The following is a 12,395-nucleotide window of genomic DNA, read 5'->3' as shown; positions in this document are numbered from 1 at the left end:
TTATTAATCTTCCGTAATCACAATTTCAATTGCATTGTGATGCTGTTGATAATAAAGCGTGCTGGCTATTAACCTTGCTGCTGCGCTGTATGTTTTGCTTATTGCGGCATCGTTATCGCTTGCAATAAGTTTACCTTGCTCAGAATACTCGCGTATATCTATTGCAAGTGGAATATGGCTAAGTACAGGCACGCCGTGCTTATGCGCCAGTTTTTGTGCACCGTCTTTACCAAAAACGTGGTTAGCTTCACCACAGTGAGTGCAAATGTAGTGGCTCATATTTTCTATTAAGCCAAGCACCGGTACGTTTACTTTATTAAACATAGCAATGCCTTTTTGCGCATCGGCTAGCGCTAAATCTTGCGGTGTAGTGACAATAACAGAGCCGCTAGCGGGTACTTTTTGGCTCATTGTAAGCTGAATATCACCGGTGCCCGGTGGCATATCAACAATTAAGTAGTCAAGCTCGCCCCAATCGGTTTCGTTAAGTAACTGGCTCAGCGCGCCTGACGCCATTGGCCCGCGCCATACCGTGGCATCATCGCTTGGAACTAAAAAGCCAATTGACTGCGCTTTAATGCCATTTGCATCAAAAGGCTGTAGCTGTTTGTTATCTTTAGTGACGGGCTCTGCGCCCACTAATCCTAAAAGCATTGGGATAGATGGGCCATAAATGTCAGCATCTAAAATACCCACCTTTGCGCCTTCATTTTTAAGCGCGCCTGCCAAGTTAACAGCAGTAGTCGACTTACCTACCCCACCTTTGCCTGAGGCAATAAGTACAATATGTTTAATCGTCTTAAACTTAGCCGCCTCTCTAATGATAACCTTGGCGCTAATTGTTACAGGCACATTTAAGCTTTCACTTACGTGTTGCTCAACTAAAGGCATTTCTGATTGCCCAGCAAATGGCAGAGTTAATTTAATGTGTAGTGATTTATCGTCATTTTGAGTAATAGTATCAATGAAGCTTTCGTCAATACCGACGGCAAAAGCCGCACTACGATATGCCGCTAAGGCAGTTATAATCGGTTGTTTTTGCACCGATTTAGAAGAGAATAGTTTCGACAGTCCAAACATAGCAATTAAATAGCGTTTCTTTGATGAAAAGTGCCACGGAATTATGTAACATTCAGGGCATTAACACCAGTCAATTAATAAAAATCCATAAGCTGTGCGCACTCTAAGCAGATAGCTTGTAGATAAATTAATGATAATTGCCGTTTGTATAATAAAAACGGCGTTTTATCCTCAATTCGGAATGATTATGACGCAGCGAAAGATCCTGATTACCAGCGCATTACCTTATGCAAATGGCCCTACTCACCTAGGTCATTTATTGGAATATATTCAAACTGATATTTGGTCACGTTTTCAAAAACTACAAGGCCACGAAGCTTATTATGTTTGCGCAGACGATGCCCACGGCACGCCAATTATGCTTAATGCGCAAAAGCAAGGGATCACGCCTGAAGAAATGGTAAAACAAGTGAGCATAGAGCGCCAACGCGACTTTGCTGACTTTAATATCAAATTTGATAACTACCACAGCACCCACAGCCAAGAAAACAAAGAATTAAGCGAACTTATTTATAACCGCCTAAACGATGCCGGTCATATTAAAAAGCACACTATTTCGCAATTATTCGATCCAGAAAAAGGTATTTTCTTACCAGACCGCTTTGTAACAGGTACTTGCCCGACGTGTAAGTCTGAAAACCAAAACGGCGATAGCTGTGATTCGTGTGGTGCTACATACAGCCCTACCGAACTTATTAACCCGCGTTCTGTAATGTCAGGTGCTGAGCCTGTACTTAAAGATTCTGAGCATTACTTTTTTGACCTGCCAGCATTTGAAGGCATGCTAAAAGAGTGGTTACACTCGGGAACTATTCAACAAGAAATGGCTAACAAGCTAGACGAATGGTTTACCGATGGCTTGCAACAGTGGGATATTAGCCGTGACGCACCTTATTTTGGTTTTGAAATCCCAAATGCACCAGGCAAATATTTTTACGTTTGGTTAGATGCACCTATTGGTTACATGGCGAGTTTTAAAAACCTATGTGACGAAAAAGGCCTCGACTTTGATGCGTTTTGGGCTGAAGGTTCAGACGCAGAGCTTTATCACTTTATTGGTAAAGACATTATCTACTTCCACAGCTTATTTTGGCCAGCAATGCTAGAAGGCGCTAATTTTAGAAAGCCAACTAACGTATTCGCTCATGGTTTTGTAACTGTGAATGGCGAAAAAATGTCTAAATCAAAGGGTACGTTTATTAAAGCGCGTACTTATTTAGATAACTTAAACCCAGAATACTTACGTTACTACTACGCAGCAAAATTAAGCAGCGGTATTGTTGATCTGGATTTAAACCTAGAAGACTTTGCACAGCGCGTAAATTCAGACCTAGTAGGTAAAGTAGTCAACATAGCGAGCCGTTGTGCTGGCTTTATTACTAAAAAGTTTGATGGCAAGCTAAGCAACACTATTATGCAACCAGAGCTGTTAGCAGAGTTTCAAGCTGCTGCACCGAGCATTACAACACACTACGAGAACCGCGATTACAGCCGCGCAATTCGCGAAATAATGGCGCTTGCCGACAAAGCAAACCAATTTATTGATGGCGCAGCGCCTTGGGTATTAATTAAAGACGAAACTAAGCAACAAGAAGCACACGAAGTGTGTTCTCTTGGTCTTAACTTGTTCCGCGTTTTAATTACTTACTTAAAACCCGTGCTACCAGGAATGGCAGACAACGTACAAGCGTTTTTAAATGACGACCTTGCATGGGACGGCGTTCAAAATGCACTAGTAAGCCACCCTATCAATAAATTTAAACCGTTAATGCAACGTGTTGAAATGGATAAAGTGAACAAAATGGTTGAAGAATCTAAAGAAAGCTTAGCACCAAAAGTAACAATTGACCCTAACAGCCCACTTGCAAAAGAGCCAATTAGCGACGAGATTGAGTTCGATGATTTTGCAAAAGTAGACCTACGCGTAGCTAAAATTGCTAAAGCAGAGCACGTAGAAGGCGCAGATAAACTACTTAAGCTAACACTTGATTTAGGCGGCGAAACTCGCCAAGTGTTTGCGGGTATTAAATCGGCTTATGCACCTGAGGATATCGAAGGCAAGCTAACCGTTATGGTTGCTAACCTTAAGCCTCGTAAAATGCGCTTTGGTATGTCTGAAGGCATGGTATTGGCAGCAGGCCCTGGCGGAAAAGAAATTTATATTCTTAACCCAGATGACGGCTCAGAGCCTGGTATGCGCGTAATGTAATATTATTCATACAATAAAAAAACCGCTGATATGTCAGCGGTTTTTTTATGGGCTAAAGTAATGTTTAGTCGTATATTAAATACCGAACAAGAGCGTAGTGTTCTTACCAAGCTTGTAAAAAAATATATAAGTAAACTGCCTAAATAGGCAGTTATATTTTAACTCTAAAATTAATTATCTTATTTAATTGAGCTTTTTCAATACGCGGTCTTTTCTTGGTAGGTAATAGTTATCGTAATCAAGAGACACTATAACGCGCTCTGCTTTTCCTAATAACTCATTACGCGGAATTAAACCTATTACACGCGAGTCAGCGCTATTGTCGCGGTTATCGCCCATTGCTAAATAATAATCATCAGGAATTGTAATTGCATCAAAGCCCGATAAACGTGAAGGAATATTTGCCACTCTTATCGAATGCGCTAACCCGTTTAAATCTTCGATTTTATCAAGCGAGTCTATGTTGCTTTGCTGATCTGCATAAGTAAGTTTTTTACCATTAATAATGAGCTCATTATTTTCAAGCGCAACGGTGTCTCCTGGCACACCAATTACACGTTTAATTAAACGGTTATCGGCAGCTTGTGAGTCAAAAACAATAATATCACCGGTTTGTGGGTCCGCTAGTTTAAGTAGTTTTATATGCGTAAATGGGACACGAATATCGTAGGCCATTTTATCGGTAAGTATTCTGTCACCTTCTTGAATTGTTGGCTTCATAGAGCCTGTTGGCACTTCGTACCAATCGGCTACAGCGCTTCTAAATACGCTCATTAGTGCAATAAATACGATAAGAGAGCGGTTGTTTTTCCAAAACTTATAAACTAATTTCATGCCTATTCCCTTCAATTGAACAAGTCTTTAATTAAGTAACTGTTTATATGACTTTGCTATTTAGCTGCAGTTCAATCAATGATGTAACAAAACATGTTGACTACTAATTTTAATTGATCGATTAAATTTAGAGCGTCGTAACATTTAACGAAACCAACGGGTATTAACTTAAAGGAAAAATAAAATGTTTAAGAAAATTACTACTGCATTATTGTTTACAACTGCAAGCCTTGGATTTACTACAATGGCTTATGCTGATCATCATGGTATGAAAAAAGACGTTGTTGAAGTAGCCGTTGAAAATGGTTCGTTCACTACTCTTGTTGCTGCTGTTAAAGCCGCAGGTTTAGTTGAAACACTGCAAGGTAAAGGACCCTTTACTATTTTTGCACCAACAGATGCTGCATTTTCTAAATTACCTGAAGGCACTGTAGAAATGTTACTCAAGCCTGAAAACAAAGATAAGCTAACGGCGGTATTAACTTATCACGTAGTGTCTGGAAAAGTGATGGCAGCCGATGTAATGAAGGTAGATAGTGCGAAAACACTACAAGGCCAATCAGTTATGGTTAAAGCCGACAGCATGGGCGTAATGATAAATGACGCTAAAGTTGTAAAAGCTGATGTAAAAGCAAGCAACGGCGTAATTCATGTTATCGACACCGTACTACTTCCAAAAAAGTAGTCATAAAAGAATAAGCCAACTAAAAAAGCATAAGTAAATACTTATGCTTTTTTATTTATTTTTGTTTCATGACATAACAAATTATTGATTTAGTTTTTCTTTCGCTTCTTTTACTTTTTCAAAATCTAAACCAAGTTCGTCAGTCGCTTCTTTAATAAGATGCGGTTGAGTCATCACGACTGCCATTAGTTGCTGTAGCTTTTCTGGCGGAATACCAAGCTCTTGAACAAGCGCCATTGCCATCATTGGGTTTTGAGTAAACGCTTCAAACAATGCTTTTACTTTTTCGTCGCTTACATTGTGCTCTTTAAGTATTGCTAGTATTGGATTCATTATTAAACCTTAAGTGTTTTTTATAGGGCTTAGTATATGGGCTAAACCCTAAAATTAAAGAGTTACTCTACAAGTAAAACCACTTTTCCTGCGTTTTCATTACGCTCTAAAATAGCATGGGCTTCGTTTACGTCGCTCCAAGGCAATGTTTTATACAAGTTAAAGTCGTACTTTTTAGTGGCAATATCGTTGTAAAAACGCGCTACAAAGTCGTCGCGCACCTGACGTTTAAACTCAATACTACGATTTCTAAGCGTTGAGGCATGAAACGAAATACGCTTTTGTAAAAGCGCGGCAAAATCAACCTCTGCAAAACGTCCATCTAAAAATGCAAGCATTACAATTTGGCAATCCATGGCTGCAATAGCGGCATTTTTATTTAAGTAACTCCCCGAAACAGGATCAACAATTGCATTTGCTGTTAACTCATTTGCTTTCATATATTCTACAAAGTCAGTGGTTTTGTAGTTAATTGCATGATCGGCACCAAGCTCTTTTGCGTGTTGGCATTTGTCATCCGTACCAGCGGTAATAACTACGGTAGCACCTGCGCTTTTAGCCATTTGAATTGCTGCACCGCCCACGCCACTAGCACCTGCATGAATAAGCGCTGTTTGCCCTTTTTGTAATTTACCAAGCTCAAATAACGCGCCAAATGCCGTTAAATACACTTCACTTATTGCGGCGCCCTCAGCCATTGTTACATCATCGGGTAATTCCATAAGCTGTTTTGCATCAACTGCTACATATTCGCTATAAGCACCACCAGAGCACAATGTAAAAATACGCTTGTTTAGCCAGCTTTTATCTACATCTTTTCCAAGCTCAGTAACTGTACCCGCACATTCTAAACCTAAAATCGGGCTATCTCCCGCAGGGGCCGGGTATTTACCTTGGCGCTGCATACTGTCTGCACGGTTTACACCTATTGCTGCAACTTTAACAAGTACTTCATGGCTCTTTAAAACCGGCTTTTCGGTTTCACTAAATGCAAGGTTGCCATCTTCATGAGAAATATATTTCATTGTTGCTCCAAGTTTAAAAACTGTAATAACATATAGATGGGGATGAACACAGATTCAAACAACCTCAAAAGCGCCAACTTTGTTTATAAGGATAAACATCGGGTAGATAACCATTATGTACTTGTTGCTGACAATCCTGCCAGAACGTCGCTAAAAACAAGTTACTGTGCTCATTATTAAAATAATTAAACGCAACCTCGTTGGCACTAAAAAACACCTTAAATTGGCTCGGAAATATATCGTTTTCAGCTATATCAAAATACGAGTTACTACTTAGCTCTTCAAGTGCATTTTGGGTTTGTGGAACCTCTCTAAAGTTGCAATCGGTAAGCGGGCAAATTTCGTCAAAGTCGTAAAACACCACTCGCCCCCATCGCGTTACGCCAAAGTTTTTCATTAGCATGTCGCCCGGAAATATATTAGCGCCCGCTAACTCTTTAATTGCTTTACCGTAGTCATGCATTACTCGTTCTAGGGTTTTGTTATCGCATTGGTTAATATATAAATTAAGCGGGGTCATTTTACGCTCAACATAAACGTGCTTTAAAATGAGTGCCTTGCCAGATATAACTATGCTGCTGCCAATTTGGCTTTTCATCTGCTCAAGCAGCTCGTCGCTAAAACGGCTTAAATCAAACGCTAAATATCTAAATTCGTGTGTGTCTACCAAACGCCCAACCCTATCGGCTTGTTTTACAAAGTTATACTTGTCTATCACTTGTGCTTTGGTGGCTGTTTTTGGCGCACTAAATTTGTCTTTAATTACTTTATAAACGTAATCTAGCCCTTCAATAGTAAATACCAGCATTACCATACCTGGCGTCCCTGGTGCTGTGACATACTTGAAGTTGGCTGGGCTATTTTTAGTCGTATCGACCTTATACCGATAAAACTCAGTTTTGGCGTGCTTTATAAAACCAATGGCGTTAAATAACTCAAAGCGTTGTTTGTGTGGCATTAACACACTTAAGTAATCTACATAACGAGCGGGCTTATCGGTATCAACCATAAAATAGGTGCGTGCAAAGCCAAATAATAAACTTAATTGATCGGCGCCCATCATTACAGCATCAAGCTTTAGTCCCTCATCGGTATTTAAAATAGCGATAGCAAAAGGCATATTGTCGCCATTTTTAGCAATGCAGCGCCCAATTAAATAACAGGCTTTGTTTCTAAAAAATAATGAGTTGGCGTATTCAATATAACCGTCGTTTAAATTTATAAGTTCGTACACCTGTTTGCATTGCTGCTTAGCGCCTTGCATTAACGTACTTTGTAATGTGGCTACATCAAGTTCTAAATGACTAAACGGCACTCTAAATACTTGATTAGTGATAAGCGTTTTAACGGCGTTATTAAACCCATTATGTAGCGATACCCTGCTCACTAAGCTTTCATAAGAGCGCGGCTCACTACGATACTTTGCTTTTAATACAAACAAATGCACAGTACGAATTTTTTTATCGTCCCAAATTGCGCCAAACGTTGAATTAAAAAAAGTATGCGCAATAGGTTTGTTTTCGTGATTTTGTACCATATCGCCGTAAATATTTTTAGCTAACTGCCACGTTTGCGGGCAAGTAAGCTCAGCATAAGCAATAACTCTCACGGCTTCACTCACGTTTTTCACTTCGCGCTCATACACTTGTAAACGTTCACGCATAGCACTTTGCACACTATGGTACTGTCGTTGTTCAAAACGGCTTTGTGCACCCAGTGTAATATTTAAAAATTGCGAAAACATCGCCTCAAATCCAGCAAAAACAGATCGTGCAAGCTTACTGGCAATAACGTTTTGCAGCGTATTATTAGATTGATGTGTTAGCCTATTTTGCATAAATACAGCACTTATATTGATGCCAGTTATGGCGGTTATTTTTATTAATTGTTTACACCTTAGCAAGCAGGCTTTAATTTAGATAATTAATAAACCATATAAATAGAATTTATTGGGCGTATTGACCTTTCGAGGTTAATTTTGCAGCCGTGTATTTGGTTTATAAGCAAGGCAAAGTACATGTAGTGTGGTGGCTCCCCATAAATGTACTTTAACGCTGCATAAAGGCCAAATACACACTGCCCATAGCGTTCTTTCTAGGGACGATTAACTCTTTGTTGCTCGATTTTTACTTAGCCCACTAGGTGGCAAACCTCGCGCCGCGATTAAATCGCCCCTAGATTGAACAAATTTCAACCCTGAAAGGCCAACACGCCCATATGAATATAAGAAATGTCGATCTTAACCTTCTCGTTTATTTAAATGTGTTAATAGATGAAAAAAGTGTGTCGAAAGCTGCAAATAAACTCGCGCTTACGCAACCGGCTATGAGTAACGCATTAAAACGTTTGCGCGATTTATTTGACGACCCGCTACTTGTGCGTGCCGCAGGCTCTATGACGCCAACGGCAAAGGCACTTGCGTTAAAGCCTGAAGTTGAGGCGCTCTTAAAAATGGCCGAAGCTATTACGCAGCCTAGTGAGCAATTTAACCCTGCAACCGCTGAAGTTACCTTTAGAATAATGGCAAATGACTACATAGAGTCGACCTTAATAGCCCCTTTTATAACTGCGCAGCTTAGTAAAAATCCCGGTATTAATTTTGATGTATTAAGTCCAAGCGACATAAACCTGCAAGACATGGAAAAAGGCACTATAGATTTAGCAATAAATCGCTTTAATGGTTTGCCACGCTCGTTTCATCAAGCCAGTGTATGGCGCGATAATTACTGTTGTTTAACCCATCCTAAAAATACATTTTTACAACAATCAGGGTTAGACGACTACTTAAAAAAAGAGCATATTTGGGTAAATCGTGCCGGCTGGGGGCCTGAAGCCGCTGTTACTAATAAATCAGGAAAGCAAAAATTAGGCTGGGTAGATGAAGCGCTTTGGCAACTAGAACAAACCCGTAAAATACGTGTTTTTACTCGCCACTACATGGTCGCAAGCCTGCTCTGCCAATCAGAGCAACTTATTGCCACCCTACCGCGCAGGCAAGCTAAGTTATTAACCTCTCATACTGATTTGGTAATCAGCCCTGTACCATTTCAAATAGTGCCTATTGAAGTAAAAATGATATGGAGCCCACTGCTGCACCATGCAACGGCGCACCAATGGTTAAGGCGTGAGTTATTAGCGTTTGCTAAAACGATTGCAGATAGATAAATTATTATTTTCATCACATCAAGCACCAGGTATTTTACTATCGCGCATACTGTCCAAGCTTTACTTTCATTAGAAGAATATAATGATAAACAAACTTAATAATAAGAATAACGATATTGCAAATATAATTTTTGCTGTCTTTCAAAAGTCCTACGCTATAGAGGCTAAACTGATCGGCGCGCATAACTTTCCTCCTTTAGCGCGTAATATTAAAGGTATAAAAAAATCAGAAACAACCTTTTATGGCTACAGCGAAAATGAATGTTTAGCAGCCGTTATAGAAGTAGATACAAACAAAGAGTATTTAGATATTTGCAGTTTAACCGTTGATCCTAGTCATTTTAAAAAAGGTATCGCAAGTAAGCTAATAAGTTATGTTTTAGCAATGAATGATTTTTCTCATGCAATAGTGGAGACTGCGGTTGCTAATACTCCTGCAATAAATTTATATAAAAAGCATGGCTTCGTGGAATTTAAAAGATGGACTCCTTCACATGGTATTGAAAAGCTGGCTATGTCGGTCGTAATTTAAATCAGTATTTCAAAATAGGTAATTTACAAATGGATAGTGCATCAATAATTGCGTGGAGTGTTTTGTTTGGAGGCATAGGTATTGGCTACCTTACTTACGGGCGAAGAAAAAAAGCCGTAGTACCGCTTTGTATTGGTTTGTCGCTATTGGTATTTCCGTATTTTATGAGCAGTGTTAGCATGCTGTTGATTGTAGGCGCTATTTTAGTGGCTATTCCCTACTTTATTAAAATTTAATATTACTATTGTTGCGGCTAAATAAAATACACGAGAAAATAAAAAAGCGCCGTGGTATTCAACTTTGGGAAAATACCATGGCGCTTTTGGAAATCGTCGATATAGGAGTCTACCTACAGTGTAAGATTAGCAAGCTTAGTACCAACTTCATAAAACAATTAAAATTCAATAAAAACAATTAACTAAGCATCCACCTTAACTCATCAACTAATCCCCTTGTTCCAGTTTTGTGCACGTTTTTACCGCTCTGCACCAAATTAATTAGTATAATTTAGGTATGTTTTCTATTTTTTATTTAGTTTTAAAACTTACTATTGATGAAATCAATGTCAGTTATTGAAAACAACAATTTCATTAATAATACACTTAGCGCTAGAGTGAAGTTAAGCCAACAAACTAAGAGTAATAATTATGACAACATCAAGCTTCACACAACAAGACGGGTTATTTATTGATGCTAACTTACATCAGTTTATTGAAGAGCAGTTATGCGCAAAAACTAACACCACTGAAACTTACCAAGCATTAGCTACTTTAGTTGATGAGTTTGGTTGTAAATGCCGTAAAACAAAGCACCAACCAAATGATGTATTAGAAGTGGATACATTGCTAAACGCATACCAACTTAAAAACCACCCACTTTGCCATGTTGATGCACAAACGACAGAAGCCGTTTTAGACGAATATTGCTGCCAGGTTCCTGCAATTATTGTTGTTGCGTTAATGGATACGCTTAGTGGTACGCAGTGCGATGAACCTCAAGCACATGAGATTTACCATCGTGCAGCGCAGTTAACCAACCGCCCTTGCATGCACAGAGTAAAAACTGCCTCAGCAGCTTAATAATGAATGTGTTTAAAAGTGCTCGATAACCTTCTTTGCAAAGCCAGTACAAGTTAAGGTTGTCGGGTTATGAATACTTGAGTTATCGCTCTGCTCTTGCGCTAAATCAAAGGTTACTTCACCGCTTTTAAATGTTTGCTCTAACGCATTTTCTATTAGTAATGCGGCCTCGTCCCATCCCATAAATTTAAGCATTAATACCGCACTTAAAATACTACTGCTGGGGTTTGCTTTATTTTGCCCTGCTATACGTTCAAACGTGCCGTGTGTAGGCTCAAAAAATGCGACATCGTTATTTAAATTTGCAGCAGGCATTATGCCAACACCGCCAACTTGTGCGCTCAGCATATCCGCTAAAAAGTCACCATTTTGATTAGTCGTCACCACTACATCAAATTGCTCTGGGTGCATTAAACATTGCTGCAGCATGTTGTCGGCTATAACTTCTTTAATAATTAGAGGTGCTTGATTTACTCGCTCTATTTGCAGCCAACGCCCATTTTCATGTGCAGTGGCATTAAATTCGCTTTGTGCAAGTGCATACCCCCAACGCTTAAATGCCCCATCGGTAAATTTAAGTACATTGCCTTTATGCACTAGCGTTAATGATTCACTATCGTTTTTAAGTGCATAGTTAATGGCAAAGCGCATTAGTCGCTCAGAGCCTTCTTTAGATATATTTTTAATACCAATACCGCATTCTTGTGAAAACCTTAAGCGGGTTACGCCCATTTCCTCACATAAAAAATCGAGCATTTTTTCGCTTTCTACACTCCCTGCTTGCCACTCAATACCTGAGTACACGTCTTCGCTGCTATCACGAAGCACTGTTATGTTTGTTAAAAAAGGATTTTTTAAAGGAGAAGGAAGTGCGCTAAAGCCTTTTATAGTGCGCATATTTACAAACAAATCCATTTCTTGCCTGAGTGCAACATTAAGCGATCGAAAGCCACCACCCAGTGGTGTGGTTAACGGCCCTTTTATGGCAATTTTGCAGGCACGTACCGCGTTAATTGTTTCTTGTGGAAACCAGTCACCGTCATACAGCTTTGCGGCCTGCTCGCCATTATAAACTTGCATCCAATGAATTTTCCGTGCACTTTTATAACAATGCTCAATTGCACTATCAACAACGTGGCGCATCACCGGCATAACATCCAGCCCCACGCCATCGCCATCAATAAAAGCAATGATAGGTTCTAACGGTATTTGCCAATGTCCTTGTGCATCAATAGTGATATTTTGGCCGTGCTCAGGAACTTGAATATGCTGATACGTCATGGCTAAAACCTAGCTTAAAATAACGATTAATTGATTAAACCATGCTTAGCTAGAGGTGTCTGTATTTGTACTTTTATAGTTACTATCATTTTAAAAAATAAAGAATTAGGCGTGATTATTTATCCATTTAGTTGGTCTTCTATATTAAGCCTGGCGTACCAGTTATTAAATT

12 protein-coding genes are annotated in these 12,395 nt (G+C 39.4%); 6 read left to right on the top strand and 6 right to left on the bottom strand.

Going from position 1 to position 12,395, the window contains the following annotated elements; translation table 11 throughout:
• Positions 1-3: 3 nt before the first annotated feature.
• Complete coding sequence (gene apbC, locus H5161_RS06460) at positions 4-1,080, bottom strand: iron-sulfur cluster carrier protein ApbC (protein WP_182768951.1); 1,077 nt, start codon at positions 1,078-1,080, stop codon at positions 4-6.
• Between the two features lie 187 nt (positions 1,081-1,267).
• Between apbC and metG the strand changes: the two genes are divergently transcribed.
• Positions 1,268-3,289: a methionine--tRNA ligase gene (metG, locus tag H5161_RS06455; protein WP_024597613.1), complete on the top strand. Its 2,022-nt coding sequence runs from the start codon at positions 1,268-1,270 to the stop codon at positions 3,287-3,289.
• A gap of 183 nt (positions 3,290-3,472) precedes the next feature.
• Here the strand turns inward: metG and lepB are convergent, their stop codons facing one another.
• Positions 3,473-4,123, bottom strand: coding sequence for a signal peptidase I (gene lepB / locus H5161_RS06450; protein WP_182768950.1), 651 nt, complete (start codon positions 4,121-4,123; stop codon positions 3,473-3,475).
• Between the two features lie 184 nt (positions 4,124-4,307).
• Here lepB and H5161_RS06445 point away from each other — a divergent pair, with 184 nt between their 5' ends.
• Complete coding sequence (locus tag H5161_RS06445) at positions 4,308-4,808, top strand: fasciclin domain-containing protein (protein WP_182768949.1); 501 nt, start codon at positions 4,308-4,310, stop codon at positions 4,806-4,808.
• Between the two features lie 81 nt (positions 4,809-4,889).
• Here H5161_RS06445 and H5161_RS06440 read toward each other — a convergent pair whose 3' ends face one another.
• The 3 genes from H5161_RS06440 to aceK all read right to left on the bottom strand — a co-directional run bounded on the left by H5161_RS06440 (position 4,890) and on the right by aceK (position 8,003).
• Entirely contained in the window at positions 4,890-5,141 is a 252-nt protein-coding gene (locus H5161_RS06440; RefSeq protein ID WP_007582532.1) for a DUF2999 family protein, read from the bottom strand.
• Between the two features lie 62 nt (positions 5,142-5,203).
• The gene (locus H5161_RS06435; RefSeq protein ID WP_182768948.1) at positions 5,204-6,166 is read right to left on the bottom strand and encodes a zinc-binding dehydrogenase; all 963 of its coding nucleotides are present in this window, start codon (positions 6,164-6,166) and stop codon (positions 5,204-5,206) included.
• A gap of 64 nt (positions 6,167-6,230) precedes the next feature.
• Positions 6,231-8,003 carry a bifunctional isocitrate dehydrogenase kinase/phosphatase gene (aceK, locus tag H5161_RS06430; RefSeq protein WP_182695153.1) on the bottom strand — a complete coding sequence of 591 codons (1,773 nt, stop codon included), beginning with the start codon at positions 8,001-8,003 and terminating at the stop codon, positions 6,231-6,233.
• A 380-nt stretch (positions 8,004-8,383) separates the two neighbouring features.
• On the opposite strand from aceK, the gene H5161_RS06425 reads away from it, so the two are divergent.
• The 4 genes from H5161_RS06425 to H5161_RS06410 all read left to right on the top strand — a co-directional run bounded on the left by H5161_RS06425 (position 8,384) and on the right by H5161_RS06410 (position 10,942).
• Positions 8,384-9,331, top strand: coding sequence for a LysR family transcriptional regulator (locus H5161_RS06425; protein ID WP_154903270.1), 948 nt, complete (start codon positions 8,384-8,386; stop codon positions 9,329-9,331).
• Between the two features lie 82 nt (positions 9,332-9,413).
• The gene (locus H5161_RS06420; protein ID WP_182768947.1) at positions 9,414-9,863 is read left to right on the top strand and encodes an N-acetyltransferase; all 450 of its coding nucleotides are present in this window, start codon (positions 9,414-9,416) and stop codon (positions 9,861-9,863) included.
• A 29-nt stretch (positions 9,864-9,892) separates the two neighbouring features.
• A complete protein-coding gene (locus H5161_RS06415) occupies positions 9,893-10,099 on the top strand; it encodes a hypothetical protein (RefSeq protein ID WP_007375422.1) in 207 nt (68 codons plus the stop codon).
• A gap of 411 nt (positions 10,100-10,510) precedes the next feature.
• A complete protein-coding gene (locus H5161_RS06410) occupies positions 10,511-10,942 on the top strand; it encodes a hypothetical protein (RefSeq protein WP_002961558.1) in 432 nt (143 codons plus the stop codon).
• A 12-nt stretch (positions 10,943-10,954) separates the two neighbouring features.
• On the opposite strand, the gene icd is transcribed toward H5161_RS06410, so the two are convergent.
• A complete protein-coding gene (gene icd / locus H5161_RS06405; RefSeq protein WP_182768946.1) occupies positions 10,955-12,223 on the bottom strand; it encodes an NADP-dependent isocitrate dehydrogenase in 1,269 nt (422 codons plus the stop codon).
• Positions 12,224-12,395 lie beyond the last annotated feature (172 nt).

The sequence above is a fragment of the Pseudoalteromonas sp. SG43-5 genome (genome assembly GCF_014164345.1).
Classification (GTDB): Bacteria; Pseudomonadota; Gammaproteobacteria; order Enterobacterales; family Alteromonadaceae; genus Pseudoalteromonas; species Pseudoalteromonas distincta.
Note: the sequence above shows the minus strand (reverse complement) of the source record. Positions and strands in the feature narration are given on the sequence as shown.

Excerpts from the sequence above, each read along its gene's own strand:
- apbC (WP_182768951.1), bottom strand. The coding sequence starts at position 1,080 with ATGTTTGGACTGTCGAAACTATTCTCTTCTAAATCGGTGCAAAAACAA.
- metG (WP_024597613.1), top strand. The coding sequence starts at position 1,268 with ATGACGCAGCGAAAGATCCTGATTACCAGCGCATTACCTTATGCAAAT.
- lepB (WP_182768950.1), bottom strand. The coding sequence starts at position 4,123 with ATGAAATTAGTTTATAAGTTTTGGAAAAACAACCGCTCTCTTATCGTA.
- H5161_RS06445 (WP_182768949.1), top strand. The coding sequence starts at position 4,308 with ATGTTTAAGAAAATTACTACTGCATTATTGTTTACAACTGCAAGCCTT.
- H5161_RS06440 (WP_007582532.1), bottom strand. The coding sequence starts at position 5,141 with ATGAATCCAATACTAGCAATACTTAAAGAGCACAATGTAAGCGACGAA.
- H5161_RS06435 (WP_182768948.1), bottom strand. The coding sequence starts at position 6,166 with ATGAAATATATTTCTCATGAAGATGGCAACCTTGCATTTAGTGAAACC.
- aceK (WP_182695153.1), bottom strand. The coding sequence starts at position 8,003 with ATGCAAAATAGGCTAACACATCAATCTAATAATACGCTGCAAAACGTT.
- H5161_RS06425 (WP_154903270.1), top strand. The coding sequence starts at position 8,384 with ATGAATATAAGAAATGTCGATCTTAACCTTCTCGTTTATTTAAATGTG.
- H5161_RS06420 (WP_182768947.1), top strand. The coding sequence starts at position 9,414 with ATGATAAACAAACTTAATAATAAGAATAACGATATTGCAAATATAATT.
- H5161_RS06415 (WP_007375422.1), top strand. The coding sequence starts at position 9,893 with ATGGATAGTGCATCAATAATTGCGTGGAGTGTTTTGTTTGGAGGCATA.
- H5161_RS06410 (WP_002961558.1), top strand. The coding sequence starts at position 10,511 with ATGACAACATCAAGCTTCACACAACAAGACGGGTTATTTATTGATGCT.
- icd (WP_182768946.1), bottom strand. The coding sequence starts at position 12,223 with ATGACGTATCAGCATATTCAAGTTCCTGAGCACGGCCAAAATATCACT.